Raw genomic sequence first — 15402 nt, forward strand, 5'->3', positions numbered from 1 at the left:
GCCACGTGACGGCCCTTCGGTGTCAGGCGAACTCGGCGACCAGGTCGGGGCTGACCTGGGCCAGGACGGCATACGCCATCTCGACGGGGAGGTCGACGACGTCGTAGTGCTGGGCTCCGGCAGCAGTGGTGGCGACGAGTGTCGCGACGCCGACGCGTCGCTGGAAGAAGGACTGCTCGACCTTCCAGCCGATGATGCCGGCGCGGTCGAGCACGACGCGCTGCCGGTCGAGCGAGCCGTGTCGCGTCACGAGGTGGTCGGGGGTCACGGCGTGCCCCAGCGCGCGGTAACGGTCGCGGCCCAGGGCGACGGCGCCGACGAGCAGGAGTGGCACGAGGACGAGCAGTGAGCCGTGCCAGTCCCACAGCAGCCGTGCCACGACGAGGAGCGCGGCGACGAGGAGCGCCGGCACGACGGCGCGCGTCAGGCGACGGCGCCGGGCGGCGGGGCCGTGTGGCGTGAGCGGCCCTGACACCGCGGCCTCGTCGGGGCGGATGCGCAGCGCGAGGGGCGTCACGACGCCGGCCGGCGCGGGCGGGCACAGCCAGTCGGAGCCGCCCTGCTCGCGGAGCAGGCCCGACGTGACCACCTTGAGCCGGCTGGCCCCGGCCAGACGGAGCCCGAGCGGCTCGTCGAGCCGGACGCCGCGGACCCGGGCGGCGTCGATGCTCGTCTCCCGGTTCGTCAGCAGGCCGCGGCGCGTGTGCAGGGTGCCGAGCCGGTTGCGGGTCAGCCGGAAGCCCCAGAAGGTCAGGACGTAGGCGCCGACCGCGAGGAGCGACACGACACCGAGCAGGAGCAGCACGTCGACCCACCAGGCCAGACGCGACACGAAGGACGCGCCGTCGCGGAAGACCGACCGCTCCTGCGAGAAGCGCGAGAAGCCCTGCGATGCGAAGCCGACGATCGCCGCGGCGCTCGCGAGCCCCGTCACGGTGAGCGGCGCATAGCGGATCCATGACGGGTCGAGGCGCACGAGCACCTCGTCGTCGACGGGCGGTGGTGCGTCGTCGGGCACCTCGTCGACGGCCACCGGCGCGCCGGTCGGCGCGGGCAGACCGGTCACAGCAGGGTCGACGCGGTGCAGCAGCTCGGCCCGCAGGCGACGACCCGCGTCGACACCCAGCGAGTCGAGGACGAGCCGGTCGTGCTGGCCGCCGGCGGTCGAGATCTCGACCTTGGCCAGACCGAGGACGCGGTGGTAGACCCGCGCCGTCAGGTCGATGGTGCGCACCTTGTCGAGGCGCGCCGTCGTCGTCTGCTTCGTGAAGAGGCCGCGCCGCAGCTCGATCTGGCCGTCGGCGATGCGGTAGCGGGTCGTGACCCACCGCAGCACGCCGAACGCGACGATAAGCGGGACGGCATACAGCTCCCACCGGTCGTTGTCCTCGGAGCCCGCCCGGAAGACGACGAGCGCGAGCAGTGCGGGCAGGAAACGGATCAGCGTCTCGAGGGGGTGGACGAGGAGCATCCGGGCGTCGAGCCGGCGCCAGCCCTCCGCGTCCTCGGTCACGTCGCGTCGCCCGTCTCGGCCACGGCCGCCGCCGTCAGCGCGTCGACGAGCTCGTGGGCGACGGGCAGGTCGAGACCGTGGATGGTGACGGGCCCCGCGGCGGACGCCGTCGTGATCGTCACGGCGGCCAGGCCGAGCAGCTGGGCGACGGGACCGCGTTCGAGGTCGACGGTCTGCACGCGGCTTAGCGGCGCGATGCGACGCTCCTGCCACAGCCAGCCGCTCTGCGTGTAGATCGCGCGGGGGGTCGCCTCCCACCGGTGCACGCGGTAGCGCCACTGCGGCATCGCGACGGCGTACGCGGCGCCGGCGACGAGCCACGCGGCTCCGACGACCCAGTGCGGGGTGCGCGACGGGGCGTCGTCGACGAGCCACCAGACGACCTGCCCCGCGAGCAGGAGGGCGAGGACGACGAGGGCCTGCAGCGTCCACATGAGGACGGCACGGCGCGAGACCCGGTGCGCGGGTTCGCGGAGCACGGCACCGGGGGCGACGGGCACGTCGAGGGGTTCCACGGCCCCACGGTGCCACACCGGTGCCGGAGGGCGGCATCCGACCGAGGTATGCCGCCCTGTCGACCTTCGTCGGGTCGTGCCCTCCGCCCGGGGTCAGGCCGCGAGCGCCTCACGGGCTGAGCCCTCGCGGGCCTGCACGAGCCGGGTGTAGCGGCCGCCGCGGGCCATCAGGTCGTCGTGGTCGCCGAGCTCGGCGACCCGACCGTGGTCGAGCACGGCGATCTGCTCGGCGTCGCGGATCGTCGACAGGCGGTGCGCGATGGTCAGGGTCGTGCGGCCGGCCATGAGCCGGTCGATCGCGGCCTGCAGCTCGCGCTCGGTCTCGTTGTCCAGGGCGCTCGTCGCCTCGTCGAGCACGAGGACGCGCGGGTTGCGCAGGAGCGTGCGGGCGATGGCGAGGCGCTGCTTCTCCCCTCCGGAGAAGCGGTGGCCGCGGGCCCCGACGACGGTGTCGAGGCCGTCGGGAAGGCTCGCGACGAGGGGTGCGACCTGGGCCGCGGCGAGGGACTGCCACAGCGCGTCGTCGGTGGCGCCGGGGGCGGCGAGCAGGAGGTTGTCGCGGATCGAGGCGTGCACGAGGTACGTGTCCTGCGAGACGACGCCGACGATCCGGGCGAGGTCTGCAGGGTCGAGGTCGCGCAGGTCGACGCCGTCGATCGTCACGCGCCCGGACTGCGGGTCGTGCAGCCGCGCGAGGAGACCGGCGAGGCTCGACTTGCCCGAGCCGGTCTCACCGACGAGGGCCAGCGTCGTGCCCGCGGGCACGTGGAGCGTGACGTCGGAGACGGCATACGCCCTCTCGGTGGGGGAGGCCGTGGCGTCGTGGCTGAAGGTGACGCCCTCGAAGCGCACCTCGCCGCGCAGCCGGTCGTGCTGCACCGCAACGGGATCGGCGGGAGGCGCGACCTCGACGGGCAGGTCGAGGTAGCCGAAGATGCGGCTGAAGAGCGCCATCGAGGTGACCCACTGGGCTCCGACGTCGAGCAGTCCCATGAGCGGTCGGAAGATGCCGGCCTGCAGGGTCGTGAAGGCGATGAGCGTGCCGATGGTCATGCCGCCCGAGGTCGCGGGCAGTCCGGCGGCGAGGTAGATGAGCGCGGGGATCGCGGCGAAGATGATCTGCATCGTTGCCATCCGCCAGCGGCCGGCGAGCTGCGAGCGCAGCTCGAGGTCGATGAGGTCGGTGGACGTCTCGGCGAAGCGGTCGGCCGTGGCCTCCCCGGCGCCGAGCGTCTTGACGAGGGTGGCGCCGCTGACGGTGAGGCCCTCCTCGACCTGGCTGTGCAGGTCGGCGAGACGACGCTGGCGCTGGGCGGTGATGTCGCGGCGCAGCAGGGCGACCTTGCGGGTCATGAGGACGGCCGGCGGGATGACGAGCAGGGAGAGCAGCGAGAGGCGCGGGCTCAGGGCCACCATGGCGATGGCCGTCGCGACGGCGGTCGTGAGGTTGCTCGCGATCGACGTCGCCGTCGACGTGATGACCGACTGCAGGCCGCTGATGTCGTGGGTGAGGCGCGACTGCACCTCGCCGCTGCGGGTGCGGGTGAAGAAGGCGACGGACTGGCGCTGCAGGTGGCGGAAGACGTCGGTGCGCAGCCCGTGCATGACGCGCTGGCCGACGGAGGTGGTGAGCCACGTCTGGACGACGCCGAGCAGCTGGCTCACGACGGTGACGGCGAGCATGCCGCCGACGGCCCACAGCAGGAGGCGGACGTCCTGGTGGGGGAGGGCGTCGTCGATGACGGCACGCAGCAGGAAGGGCTGGGCCATCGAGACGACCGAGATCGCCACGATGATCGCGGTGACGACGGCGACGGTGCGGGTGTGGGGGCGGAAGAGACCGGCGACCCGTCGCAGGGAGACGGGGGACTCGGCGAGCTGGGCGCGGTCCTGCGGGTCGATCTTCCCGGGCTGGCGGCCGCCGCGGTGGGTCGGCCCGAGGGTGGTGGTGGTGTCGGTCATGCGGTCACTCCATCTGTGGACTCCAGTTCATGATGCTGAGGTTACCTCACTATGAGGTCAATCTACAAACCACGCCGTATGCTGCTCCCCATGCGTGACGCCGACGAGCCCTCCCTCGACGAGCTGCTCATGGGCGCGGCGCGGGCGCTGCGGCGGCGCTGGGCCACCGGGCTCGGGTCCGACCTGTCGCCCCACGACGCCCGTGCGTTGCGCGTCATCGGGCACCACGGGCCCACGCGTCTCGGCGTCGTCGCCGACCACCTGCGCATCGCGCCGCGCTCGGCCACCGACGTCGTCGACCGGCTCGAGTCGCGGGGCCTCGTCCACCGCAGCCCCGACCCCGACGACCGCCGCGCCATGACCGTGGCCCTCACCGCGGTGGGGGAGTCGGTCCTCGCCGAGGTCGACGAGGCACGGCGCGAGGGCGCGGCCGACTTCTTCGGGTCACTGAGCGACCGCGAACGCACGTCGCTCGCGGCCCTCCTCGCGCGGCTCGACCCCCGGGAGCCCTGAGGTCGAAATGTCCCCTGACATACACTTCCCTGCCGGCAACCGACGGCACGTGATGCCGGGGCGAGCGCCGGCGAGGAGCTGCTGGGTGGCTGACGTGAACGGGCTCGTCATGGTCGAGGGGCGCCCCGGGTCGGGCCGAACCTCGATCGCCGAGGACATCGTCGAATGGCTGGTCGGCGAGCACGTCGCCGTCGAGCACCGGGCCGAGGGGCAGGCCGATCACCCCGTCGACGTCGACCACGTCGTCGTGCTCGACACCGCGCAGCTCCTCGCACTCGCGGCCGAGTCGACCGATACCTCCCGGGCCCTGCTCGGCGCCGCCGAGCAGCACGGGGACGCCTGGGTCGTGCGGCCCGCGTCGCAGGCGGCCCTGCCCGAGCCGCTGCGCGCGCGGGTCCGCGAGGTCGCGGGCCGGGCGCGGGTCCCCGCCGAGCTCACCGCCTCCCTCGTCGCCGAGGCGTGGGCCCGCTTCGGAGCGAACGGACCCGGTGGCGTCCACGTCTGGGAGTCCGCCCTGCTGCGGTCGCCCGACGTCGCCCTCGTGCGCCGTCTCGTCGACGCCGTGCGCGCGCACCAACCGGTCGTCGTCTACCTCGACGACGACCGTGAGATCGGGTCGAGCCGGCAGGGCCAGCGGCGCGAGCTCGACCTCGTCGTCGTCGCCGGCCTCGACGTGCCGACGCTCGTGGTGCCGGTCGGTGACGGTCGCCGGGACGATCACACGGCGGCCGTGCGCGACTTCGTCGCAGACCACCTCGGCCTCACCGGCCGGCGTGACTCGCAGCAGGTCGCCTGACCATGCCCCTGCACGCGGTCGAGGGCCTGCTCGACGCCACCTCCGACACGGAGGTCCGGCGTGAGTGGGCGGCCCTGGCCGCGGCGGGACTGCCGAGCCAGTCGCAGCACCAGGGTGCGACGAACGCGCCGCACCTCACCCTGGCGCTCGCCGGGGTCGTCCCCGACTACGTCGAGGCCCGGATCGCCCGCGTTCTCGAGACGATGCGGCCCGTGCCGATCCGCCTGGGGTCGCTCCTCGTCATGGGCTCCCGTCGCTACGTCCTCGCCCGCCTCGTCGTCCCGACACCCGAGCTGCTCGACCTCCAGCGGTCGCTCGCGGCTGCGACGGTCGGGGCGCCCGACGTGCCCGACCAGGTGCGTCCGGGCCGCTGGACCCCGCACGTCACCATCGCCCGCGGGCTCGGCTCGCGCCAGGTCGGGGAGTCGCTCGCCGTCCTCGGCCGCGCCCGCCCCCTCGACGGCACGATCGAGTCGGTCCGCCGCTGGGACCCCGACGCCGGGCGCACGTGGCAGGTGGGCGGCATACCTACGATGGGCGCATGAGCCTCGAACTCGGCCTCGACACGTTCGGCGACATCGCTAACGGCCCCGACGGTGCCCCGCTCCACCCCGCCACGGTGATCCGGGAGGTCCTGGCCGAGGGTGAGCTCGCCGACCGGCTCGGCCTCGACTTCTTCGGCGTGGGCGAGCACCACCGCGACGACTACGCCGTGAGCGCGCCCGACGTGCTGCTCGCCGGCCTCGCGGGGCGCACCGAGCACATCCGCCTCGGCACGTCGGTGACGGTCCTGTCCAGCGACGACCCGATCCGCGTCTTCCAGCGCTTCTCCACCGTCGACGCGATCAGCCGTGGCCGTGCCGAGATCACTGTCGGCAGAGGCTCGTTCATCGAGTCGTTCCCGCTCTTCGGTCTCGACCTCGGCGACTACGAGACGCTCTTCGAGGAGAAGCTCGACCTGCTCGCGGCCGTCGTGGCCGAGCAGCCGATCCGCTGGGAGGGTTCGATCCGCCCGCCCGTCCAGGTCGAGAAGGTCATGCCCGCGACGGAGTCCGGCCACCTGCCCGTGTGGGTCGGCGTCGGCGGCACCCCGCAGTCGGTCGTCCGCGCCGCGCACTACGGCTTCCCCGTCGTCATCGCCATCATCGGCGGCTCCGCGCGCCAGTTCGCACCGCTCGCCGACCTCTACCGGCGCGCGCTGTCCGAGATGGGCAGGCCCGAGCTGCCGATCGGGGTGCACTCGCCCGGCTACGTGGCCGCCACCGACGAGCAGGCGCGTGACGACTTCATGCCGCACTTCCTGCCCTACATGAACAAGCTGGGCCGCGAGCGTCGCTGGGCGCCCATGGGCAAGGACCAGGCCCTCCAGCAGCTCGGCCCCGAGGGAGCCGTCTACTGCGGGTCGCCCGACACCGTGGCCGCCAAGATCGTCGACACCGTCCGCGTGCTCGGCCTCTCCCGCTTCCAGCTGAAGTACTCGTTCGGCACGCTCCCGCACGACCAGCGGATGGAGTGCATCCGCCTCTACGCCGAGGAGGTCGTGCCGCGCGTCCGCGCGCAGCTCGACGAGGACTGACGGCGACTGACGTGCGGATCCTCTTGATGGGCATGGGATCCCGTGGTGACGTCCAGCCGCTCGTCGCGCTCGGGCAGCGCCTCCGGCGGATGGGGTATGCCGTGTCGCTCGCTGCGCCGGCCGACCTCGTTCACGTCGTGGCGGGCAGCGGCGTCGAGTTCGAGCCGTTGTCGTTCGACCTCGAGGGGCCGCTGCGCGAGGGGTTGGGGCGTGACGCGCTGCGCGGGTCGGCGCGGACGCAGGTGCGTGAGGCCCGGCTCATGCGGCGGGTCATGGCCGACACCGCCTCGGCGCTGGCCGCGGACGTCGCGCGGCTCGTCGACGCTGCTGACGCCGTGCTGTCGGGGGCGCTGACCTTCGACCTCGTCGACGCGCTGCTCACTCCTGACGGCCGAGGTGGCCGTCCGACCAAGCCGCACCTCTACGCCGTCTTCGCGCCGGTCTGGCCGAGCTCGCACGGTGACTCGGTCGCACTGTCCCTGCGCCCCCGCGCGACGTCGTGGGTCAACGACGCATGGAGCACCCTCGCGGGCCGGGTCGCGCTCGACCTCTTCCGCCCTGCCGGTGACCTCGTCCGTGCGCGACGAGGCCTGCCACGACAGCGGTTCCGTCACTACACGGCCGCTGCGGAGTGCACGCCGACGCTGCTGGCCGCGAGCCCGCACGTCGTCCCGCCGGCCGCGGACTGGCCCCCGGCGCTGCGGCAGACCGGCTACTGGGTGCGCGACGACGTCGGCGTTGGCCCGCTCGACCCGGCTCTGGCGGCGTTCCTCGACGACGGGCCCGGCCCGGTCTTCGTCGGTTTCGGCTCGATGCCGACGCCCGACCCGGAGCGTGTCGTGCGTGATGCGGGCCGGGTGCTCGGCCGTCTCGGGCTGCGTGGTGTCGTCAGCGAGGGTCTTGCCGGACTGTCGGTCGGCACGACCGCAACGACGATCGGGATCGGCGCCGCACCGCACGACCTGCTCTTTCCACGGTGCGCCGTCGTCGTCCACCACGGGGGAGCGGGCACGACCGCCGCTGCGGTCCGGGCCGGGGTGCCGCAGGTCGTGGTGCCGCACGCCGCCGACCAGCCCTACTGGGGCCGCCGGATGGCCGACCTCGGGGTCGCCGCACCGCCGATCGCCCGCAAGGACCTGACGGCGGCTCGGCTCGAGCGGGCGCTCGAGGTCGCGCTTTCCCCGGGAGCCCGCGCGGCGGCATACGCCCTCGGTGAGCGGGTCCGGGCCGAGGACGGCGCCGGCGACGCCGCGCGACTCGTCGACACCTACCTCAGGGGCGCCGGGCCGTCAGGACACATCGAGGTCCGCTGAGGCCGAACGCCCACGCTTCCGAGCCCACGGGACGGACACTTCGTGTGTCACGCGGTCACGCCTCCCGCGGCGTCGAGCAGGTAGGTGCTCATCGGGCCCTTGCTCTTGACGAGGATCGTCCCGCGAGGGCGGAGCGTGAACCCGGGTCCGAGTGCAGCGGCGACGCGGTCGGTCACGTGGATCTGCCCCGGCAGCCCGTGGGACTCCATCCGGCTCGCCGTGTTGACGGTGTCGCCCCAGAGGTCGTAGATGAACTTCCGCCGCCCGATGACCCCTGCGACGGCGGGTCCCGTGTCGACGCCGATGCGCACGGCGAGCCACTCGCAACCCGGTTCACGCGCGATCGACGCGATCTCCTCGCGCATCGCGAGCGCCACCCGGGCCACCGCCTGCACGTGGTCGGGCCGCCGCTCCGGCAGACCGCCGGCGACCATGTAGGCGTCGCCGATGGTCTTGATCTTCTCGACCTGCTGCGCGTCGGCCTCGCGGTCGAAGGCCGAGAAGATGCGGTCGAGGAGCGCGACGAGCTCGTCGGCGGGCATGACCTGGGTCCGCTCGGTGAAGCCGACGAGGTCGGCGAAGAGCACGGTGACGGCCTCGTAGTGCTCCGCGATCGTGCCGGGGCCGCGCTTGAGACGTTCGGCGATGGGGGCCGGCAACACGTTGAGCAGCAGGCGCTCGGACCTCGCCTGCTCGGCCTCGAGGGCGATGCGGGCCCGCTCGCGCTGCTCGACGAAGTAGCCGAGCATCGCGTAGGCGCTGACGGTCACCCCCATGACGTTGAGCACGAAGAAGGTGACGACGAAACCGGTCGGCAGGGCCGCCGGGTGCGCCGAGAGGCGGGGGTCGAGCAGGGCCAGCGTCACGAGCGCGACGAAGAAGGCCACGAGCCAGCCGACCGAGCGCCGCACCCCGAGCAGCGCCAGCGCGGCGAGCGGCACGAAGATCGCCCACAGGACCATCCCGCTCGAGGCGATGAAGCCGCCGAGCGACGCCTGGAGCAGGCACGGGAGGACGAGGAAGGCCATGAGCTGCGTCGTGCGGAACACGGCGAACCTGCCGGTGCGCGAGAGGACGAGCAGCCCCACCACGGTGATCACCTGGTACGCGGCCGGGATCGCGGCCGACAGCGGGTGGCCGTAGGCGAGGTAGGTGCCGACCCAGATGAAGGAGATGAGGGCGATGAGCACCGACGCGAAGATCAACATGCCCTGGCGCAGACGCTCGTCCTGGGACCGGTCGGGCCGGGCGCCGATCTCGGCGAGGCGCTCGACGATGCGGACGACGGCCCCGCTGAGGCCGGTCCGGGGAAGGGTGAGCACGTCGGATGCGCCCATGCCGCGATGGTACGGCCGAGGACACGCCTCCCGCGGCCTAGATCGTCGCCGCGAGCTCGGTGCCCTGGCGGATGGCGCGCTTGGCGTCGAGCTCGGCCGCGACGTCGGCGCCGCCGATGACGTGCACCTTGACCCCGGCGGCGGCGAGCGCGGGACCTAGCGTGTTGACGGACTCCTGGCCGGTGCAGAGCACGATCGTGTCGACGGCGAGAAGCTGCGGGTCGGAGTGGTCCTCGCCGTGGGTGATGTGGAGTCCCTCGTCGTCGATGCGCTCGTAGTTGACGTCGACGTGGTGATGGACTCCCTTGGCCTTCAGGGCCGCCCGGTGCACCCAGCCGGTCGTCTTGCCGAGGCCCCTGCCGATGGGGGTGGCCTTGCGCTGGAGCAGGTGCACCTCCCGCGGCGAGGGTGACGGGTGCGCCTCGACGAGGCCGCCACGGGAGGCGTCGGGCTCGCCGACGCCCCACTCGGCCATCCACTGCTCGATCGTCATCGGCGACTCGACGTGGGTGAGGAACTCGCTGACGTCGACGCCGATCCCGCCCGCGCCCATGACGGCCACGCGCTGACCCAGCGGTGCCTCGCCGCGGACGGCGGCGGCATACGTCACGACCGTCGGGTGGTCGACGCCCGGGACGTCGGGCACGCGGGGCTCCACCCCGGTGGCGACGACGACCTCGTCGAAGTCGGTGAGGTCCTCGACGTCGGCGCGGCGACCGAGGTGGACCTTGACGCCGCTCAGCTCGAGTCGCCTCCGGTAGTAGCGGATCGTCTCGGCGAACTCCTCCTTGCCGGGGATCCGCATGGCGATGGCGAACTGGCCGCCGAGGTCGTCGGCCGCCTCGAAGAGCTCGACCCGGTGGCCGCGCTCGGTCAGCGCGACCGCGGTCGCGAGGCCGGCAGGACCTGCGCCGACGACGGCGACGTGCTTGCTGCGTCGGCTCGGGGCGAGCACGAGGGTCGTCTCGCGGACGGCGCGCGGGTTGACGAGGCAGGTCGCCGTCATCTTGGCGAAGGTGTGGTCGAGACAGGCCTGGTTGCAGGCGATGCACGTGTTGATCTCGTCGGCCCGGTCGCCTGCGGCCTTGGACACCCAGTCGGGGTCGGCGAGGAAGGGGCGCGCCATCGAGACGAGGTCGGCGCTGCCGTCGGCGATGACCCGCTCGGCGAGGTCGGGCATCGAGATGCGGTTGGACGTGACGACGGGGACGGTGACCTCGGGGCGCAGCTTCGCGGTGACGCGGGTGAAGGCGCCGCGCGGCACCGACGTGACGATCGTGGGGACGCGGGCCTCGTGCCAGCCGATGCCCGTGTTGATGATCGTCGCGCCGGCCGCCTCGACCTCGTGGGCGAGTGCGACCACCTCGTCCCACGACTGCCCGTCGGGCACGAGGTCGAGCATCGAGAGGCGGTAGACGATGACGAAGTCGGCCCCGGCTGCCTCGCGGACGGCGCGGACGACCTCGACGGGCAGCCGGCGCCGGTTCTCCGGCGAGCCGCCCCACGCGTCGGTGCGCTGGTTGGTGCGTGGCGCGAGGAACTGGTTGAGCAGGTAGCCCTCCGAGCCCATGATCTCGACGCCGTCGTAGCCGGCCTCGCGGGCCAGGCGGGCGCAGCGGGCGTACGCGTCGACGGTGCTGCGGATGCCGCGCGAGGTCAGCGCGCGGGGCGAGAAGGACGAGATCGGCGACTTGAGCGCCGACGCCGACACGGCGAGCGGGTGGTAGGCGTAGCGGCCGGCGTGCAGGATCTGGAGGGCGATCGTGCCGCCCTCGCGGTGCACGGCGTTCGTGATGACCCGGTGGCGGCGGGCCTGCCGGCTCGTGACGAGGACGGAGCCACCCGGGTAGAGCGCGCCGGCGAGGTTGGGCGCGAAGCCGCCCGTGACGATGAGGCCGACGCCGCCGCGGGCGCGCTCGGCGTAGTAGGCCGCGAGGCGGTCGAAGTCCTTGGCGCGGTCCTCGAGGCCGGTGTGCATCGAGCCCATGACCACGCGGTTGCGCAGCGTCGTGAAGCCGAGGTCGAGGGGTTCGAGCAGGTGGGGGTATGCCGTCGTCACCCGCCCGAGGGTAGCCGCTGGTTACCGTCCGGTAGCCGATCGCGCGGCCTGCGTCACAGTGGGTGAGAATGGCCAGGTGAGCGATCTCGAGCACCTGGACGTCCTCGTCGTCGGAGCCGGCCTGTCCGGCATCGGCGCCGGCTACCGCCTGTCGACGATGAGCCCGTCCCGCTCGTGGGCGATCCTCGAGGCTCGGGACTCGCTCGGTGGCACGTGGGACCTCTTCCGCTACCCGGGCGTCCGGTCCGACTCGGACATGATGACGCTCGGCTTCCCCTTCGAGCCGTGGACCGACCCCGACGCCATCGCCGACGGCCCGAAGATCCTCGACTACCTGCGCCGGACGGCGGAGAAGCACGGGATCGCGGAGCGGATCCGTCTGGGCCACCGGGTCGTCGCGGCCGACTGGTCGAGCGAGGACGCGCGCTGGACGGTCACGGTCGAGCGCAGGGGCGGCGGGCGCGAGCAGCTGACGTGCGGATTCCTCTACCTCTGCAGCGGCTACTACGACTACGACCGGCCCCACGACGCGCAGCTGCCCGGCCTCGCCGCGTTCGAGGGCGACGTCGTGCACCCGCAGTTCTGGCCGGACGACCTCGACGTCTCGGGGCGCACGGTCGTCGTCATCGGGTCAGGCGCCACGGCGGTGACGCTCGTGCCCTCGCTCGCCGAGGCCGGTGCCGATGTGACGATGCTCCAACGGACGCCGACGTGGATCGCGTCCCTGCCCCGCCGCGACCGGGCCCGCGACGTGCTCCAGCGGGTGCTCCCGACGAAGGCCGCGGGGACGGCTGCTCGCTACAAGAACGTCCTCGGGACCATGGGCGTCTACGAGCTGAGCCGTCGGCGCCCTGCCGTGATGAGGTCGTTGTTGTCCAAGGGTGCGGCCAAGTCGCTCGGTTCGACCGACCTCGTCAGCGACCACTTCACGCCGACCTACGACCCGTGGGACCAGCGCCTGTGCGTCGTCCCGGACGGTGACCTCTTCGAGGCCGTCCGCCGTGGACGCGCCCACGTCGTCACCGACACGATCGAGACCTTGGTGCCACACGGCATACGGCTGCACTCGGGACGCGAGCTCGACGCCGACGTCGTCGTGACGGCGACGGGGCTGCGGATCAAGATCGCCGGTGGCATCGCGATCACCGTCGACGGGCAGGCCCGCCCCACAGGGGATCTCACGGTCTATCGCGGCCTGATGTTCGCCGACGTGCCCAACCTCGCCGTCTGCGTCGGGTACGTCAATGCGTCGTGGACGCTGCGGGCCGACCTCGCGAGCCGTTATGTGTGCCGGCTGCTCAACCACATGGAGCACCACGCCTGGCGGAGCGCGACGCCGCGGGCACCCGAGGGGATGGAGGGACAGCCGCTGCTGCCGCTCGCGTCGGGCTACGTGCAGCGGGCGGCCGACGACCTGCCCCAGCAGGGCGACGGCGCGCCGTGGCTGATGCGTCAGAACTACCTGCTCGACCGACGCGACATGCTGGGCAGCGACGTCACCGAGGCGATGTCCTTCGCCCGCTGAGGGCGCGACAACCGTCGGCACCCTCCACACCCGTCCCCTTCCGACCTCGTCATCCGGAGGGGTGCTTCGGGTACGTCTACCGTCGAAGGGCAGTGGGACCTGCGCCGTCGGGGCGTGCAGGATCGGGCGACGCAAGGTGGACGGGCGGCATCGATGGATGGTCACGGGCAGGAGCACAGCGCGCAGTCCGCTCCTGCGCTCGACGGCGTTCTCGGCCCTCTCCTGTCACGCGCCAGCCAGGGCGACGAGGCGGCCTTCTCGAGGCTCTACGACCTCGCGGCAGCCCGCGTCTTCGGCCTCGTCAGCCGAGTGGTCCGCGACGTCGAGCAGGCCGAGCACGTCAGCGGTGAGGTCTTCGTCGAGGTCTGGCGCACCGCCGCCCGCTACCGGTCGGGGAGTGGCGCCCTGGCCTGGATCCTGTCCGTCGCCCACCGCCGGGCCGTGGCCCACGTCCGCTCCACGCGGCTCCCGCTCACGCCGAGCCGGTCCCGAGAAGCGGTCACGGTGGACACGTCCCGCGACGAGGCGCTGGGCCTGAGCTACTTCGACGCGTATGCCGTCGCGGACGTCGCCGGAGCGCTCGGCGTCTCCGTCGACGTGGCCCACCAGCGCCTCCGTGCGGCCTTGGCGACCCTGCGGCCTGGACCGGCCGCCGCCTGATTCGCGTGTCGAGGGTTGTGTCTGGCAGCGACCGACCGGGTACGGACCCGGCATGAGCGAATCGAACACATCTTCGACCGACGACGTCATCGGCGCCACCACCCCCGCGACCGCCGGAACCCCTGGCGACTCGACGGTCAAGGATCCCGAGGACTGGGTCACGGGCGACGAGGCCATGACCGGTGCCCAGCGCAGCTACCTCGAGACCCTGGCCCGTGAGGCCGGCGAGACGTTGCCCGGCGACCTCACCAAGGCCCAGGCGTCCGAGCACATCGACCGCCTCCAGTCCGTGACGGGCCGCGGAGTCACCGACGGGCGCACCGAGGGTCACGGCAGCGAGGTCTGACCCGAGCGCGCCGCCTCAGGCGATCTCGAGGCGGTCCGAGACGAGACCGTCCGCGGCGAGCTGCCGCAGCCGCGAGACGGTGCGCTCCCGCACGGCCCACGGGTCGATGGTGTTGACGTAGATCTTCGTGCCGCCCTCGAAGCCGGCAAGTGTCGACACCCGCCACTTGAGCACCACCCGGAGCGGCACGGGCAGGTCGAGCGACGGGGGGCCGTGGTGCCATTCCTCGTTGGTCGGCACGTCGGCGCCCGTCGCGGCGTGGCACGCGTGCACGAGGTCGGAGAAGTCGCGCACCTCGTCGTCCGAGAGCTCCCACGGCCGGCACGCCGGGTTCGACGTGTAGACGACGAGCGACGGGTACTGGTGGCCGATCCCGGCGAAGGCCATGGCCGTGGGGGTGCGCGCCACGACGAGCCCCTGCGCCTCGGCGTACTGCGGCCCCCAGCGCGCGAAGAGGTCCGGCTCGGCCCGCACCCGCTCGGTCTCCCGCTCGAGGTCCACGCCCGGCTCGTCGATGGCGACGAGCTGCTTGTGCAGGTGGTCGAACGAGGCTCCGGCCGGTCGCAGCCAGTTCTGGAACGCCGAGACGTAGCGGGCGTGCGGGTTGCTCCGGTAGAGGTCGCGCACCCCAGCGATCGTGAATCGCGTGTACTGCCAGTGCTCCTCGGGGGTGAGTGTCCCGGCGCCGGCATTCTGGGTGTCGTCCGTCGCCCCGTCGACGAAGTGTCGACGCGAGACGACGACCTGGTGGTTGCCGGCGAAGAGGCCGACGGCCTCGCGCTCGAGGTCGTCCTCGTCGAGTGGCTCGGCCCCGGCGCCCGCCGCCCCGCGCGAGAGCATCCGGATGCGCGCCAGTGCGGTCACGTGTGCACGCCCTGCGGGCGTCGAGAGGTATGCCGTCCGGTGCGCGAGCGACTCGGGCGTCGGCTCGTAGCCGTGGGCGAGGTGCCAGTAGTCGAAGCTGAGGATCTCGAAGAGGTTCGGGAAGAGCCGGAGCTCCGGCACCGTGTCGTGGAGCTGCTCGGCGACGAGCCCGCGCACCTCGTGCCACGACGACCCGTCCCGGACGACCCGGGCGATCTCGGGAGTCGTCTCGATCATCCGGCCCCAGCAGAAGGCGCAGTGGCGCTCGTGCTCGGCCGGGTCGAGGGGCTTCGGGTCGGGCCGGGCGATGCCGAGAGGCCGGGCCGCGCGCCCCGGCAACGTCCACACCTTCGTGCCGGTGAAGGGGTTGACCTGCTTGATGGTCCCGTCGGGCAGTCGCGTCAGGGGCTCGATCACCCTGCC

The 15402-nt window shown here is 72.9% G+C and carries 14 protein-coding genes; 8 read left to right on the forward strand and 6 right to left on the reverse strand.

All coding sequences use genetic code 11. The features are described 5' to 3' along the window. Positions 1-22: 22 nt before the first annotated feature. The 3 genes from AB4Z14_RS18495 to AB4Z14_RS18505 form a co-directional block, all read right to left on the reverse strand. Positions 23-1513: a PH domain-containing protein gene (locus AB4Z14_RS18495; protein WP_442276478.1), complete on the reverse strand. Its 1491-nt coding sequence runs from the start codon at positions 1511-1513 to the stop codon at positions 23-25. Continuing rightward, on the reverse strand, positions 1510-2028 hold the full coding sequence (locus tag AB4Z14_RS18500) for a PH domain-containing protein (protein WP_442276479.1): 519 nt from the start codon (positions 2026-2028) through the stop codon (positions 1510-1512). The genes AB4Z14_RS18495 and AB4Z14_RS18500 overlap by 4 nt, the downstream gene beginning before the upstream one ends. A gap of 93 nt (positions 2029-2121) precedes the next feature. After that, the gene (locus AB4Z14_RS18505; RefSeq protein WP_442276480.1) at positions 2122-3990 is read right to left on the reverse strand and encodes an ABC transporter ATP-binding protein; all 1869 of its coding nucleotides are present in this window, start codon (positions 3988-3990) and stop codon (positions 2122-2124) included. A 90-nt stretch (positions 3991-4080) separates the two neighbouring features. On the opposite strand from AB4Z14_RS18505, the gene AB4Z14_RS18510 reads away from it, so the two are divergent. The 5 genes from AB4Z14_RS18510 (at position 4081) to AB4Z14_RS18530 (ending at position 8188) form a co-directional block, all read left to right on the forward strand. Continuing rightward, positions 4081-4503: a MarR family winged helix-turn-helix transcriptional regulator gene (locus tag AB4Z14_RS18510; protein WP_235509594.1), complete on the forward strand. Its 423-nt coding sequence runs from the start codon at positions 4081-4083 to the stop codon at positions 4501-4503. An 85-nt stretch (positions 4504-4588) separates the two neighbouring features. Continuing rightward, on the forward strand, positions 4589-5299 hold the full coding sequence (locus AB4Z14_RS18515; RefSeq protein ID WP_442276481.1) for a hypothetical protein: 711 nt from the start codon (positions 4589-4591) through the stop codon (positions 5297-5299). Between the two features lie 2 nt (positions 5300-5301). Beyond that, positions 5302-5844: a 2'-5' RNA ligase family protein gene (locus tag AB4Z14_RS18520; protein ID WP_442276482.1), complete on the forward strand. Its 543-nt coding sequence runs from the start codon at positions 5302-5304 to the stop codon at positions 5842-5844. Then, positions 5841-6875 (forward strand): LLM class flavin-dependent oxidoreductase, encoded by a 1035-nt coding sequence (locus AB4Z14_RS18525; RefSeq protein ID WP_442276483.1) that lies wholly within the window; start codon positions 5841-5843, stop codon positions 6873-6875. The genes AB4Z14_RS18520 and AB4Z14_RS18525 overlap by 4 nt, the downstream gene beginning before the upstream one ends. A gap of 26 nt (positions 6876-6901) precedes the next feature. Continuing rightward, positions 6902-8188 carry a glycosyltransferase gene (locus AB4Z14_RS18530; RefSeq protein WP_442276484.1) on the forward strand — a complete coding sequence of 429 codons (1287 nt, stop codon included), beginning with the start codon at positions 6902-6904 and terminating at the stop codon, positions 8186-8188. A gap of 47 nt (positions 8189-8235) precedes the next feature. On the opposite strand, the gene AB4Z14_RS18535 is transcribed toward AB4Z14_RS18530, so the two are convergent. Further along, the gene (locus tag AB4Z14_RS18535) at positions 8236-9525 is read right to left on the reverse strand and encodes an adenylate/guanylate cyclase domain-containing protein (RefSeq protein ID WP_442276485.1); all 1290 of its coding nucleotides are present in this window, start codon (positions 9523-9525) and stop codon (positions 8236-8238) included. A gap of 37 nt (positions 9526-9562) precedes the next feature. Further along, positions 9563-11584 (reverse strand): FAD-dependent oxidoreductase, encoded by a 2022-nt coding sequence (locus AB4Z14_RS18540; protein WP_442276486.1) that lies wholly within the window; start codon positions 11582-11584, stop codon positions 9563-9565. A gap of 76 nt (positions 11585-11660) precedes the next feature. Here AB4Z14_RS18540 and AB4Z14_RS18545 point away from each other — a divergent pair, with 76 nt between their 5' ends. The 3 genes from AB4Z14_RS18545 (at position 11661) to AB4Z14_RS18555 (ending at position 14115) form a co-directional block, all read left to right on the forward strand. Beyond that, positions 11661-13109 (forward strand): flavin-containing monooxygenase, encoded by a 1449-nt coding sequence (locus tag AB4Z14_RS18545; protein ID WP_442276487.1) that lies wholly within the window; start codon positions 11661-11663, stop codon positions 13107-13109. 153 nt (positions 13110-13262) lie between these two features. Next, a complete protein-coding gene (locus AB4Z14_RS18550) occupies positions 13263-13769 on the forward strand; it encodes a sigma factor (protein ID WP_442276488.1) in 507 nt (168 codons plus the stop codon). Positions 13770-13821: 52 nt separating this feature from the next. Beyond that, on the forward strand, positions 13822-14115 hold the full coding sequence (locus AB4Z14_RS18555; protein WP_442276489.1) for a DUF3072 domain-containing protein: 294 nt from the start codon (positions 13822-13824) through the stop codon (positions 14113-14115). 15 nt (positions 14116-14130) lie between these two features. On the opposite strand, the gene AB4Z14_RS18560 is transcribed toward AB4Z14_RS18555, so the two are convergent. Next, positions 14131-15396, reverse strand: coding sequence for a DUF4921 family protein (locus AB4Z14_RS18560; RefSeq protein ID WP_442276490.1), 1266 nt, complete (start codon positions 15394-15396; stop codon positions 14131-14133). Positions 15397-15402 lie beyond the last annotated feature (6 nt).

It is taken from the genome of Terrabacter sp. 2TAF16, from assembly GCF_052115065.1.
GTDB lineage: Bacteria > Actinomycetota > Actinomycetes > Actinomycetales > Dermatophilaceae > Terrabacter.

Bases quoted from the DNA above. Each gene is read 5' to 3' on its own strand.
- AB4Z14_RS18505 (WP_442276480.1), bottom strand. From the start codon at position 3,990: ATGACCGACACCACCACCACCCTCGGGCCGACCCACCGCGGCGGCCGC.
- AB4Z14_RS18510 (WP_235509594.1), top strand. From the start codon at position 4,081: ATGCGTGACGCCGACGAGCCCTCCCTCGACGAGCTGCTCATGGGCGCG.
- AB4Z14_RS18520 (WP_442276482.1), top strand. From the start codon at position 5,302: ATGCCCCTGCACGCGGTCGAGGGCCTGCTCGACGCCACCTCCGACACG.
- AB4Z14_RS18525 (WP_442276483.1), top strand. From the start codon at position 5,841: ATGAGCCTCGAACTCGGCCTCGACACGTTCGGCGACATCGCTAACGGC.
- AB4Z14_RS18530 (WP_442276484.1), top strand. From the start codon at position 6,902: ATGGGCATGGGATCCCGTGGTGACGTCCAGCCGCTCGTCGCGCTCGGG.
- AB4Z14_RS18535 (WP_442276485.1), bottom strand. From the start codon at position 9,525: ATGGGCGCATCCGACGTGCTCACCCTTCCCCGGACCGGCCTCAGCGGG.
- AB4Z14_RS18550 (WP_442276488.1), top strand. From the start codon at position 13,263: ATGGATGGTCACGGGCAGGAGCACAGCGCGCAGTCCGCTCCTGCGCTC.
- AB4Z14_RS18555 (WP_442276489.1), top strand. From the start codon at position 13,822: ATGAGCGAATCGAACACATCTTCGACCGACGACGTCATCGGCGCCACC.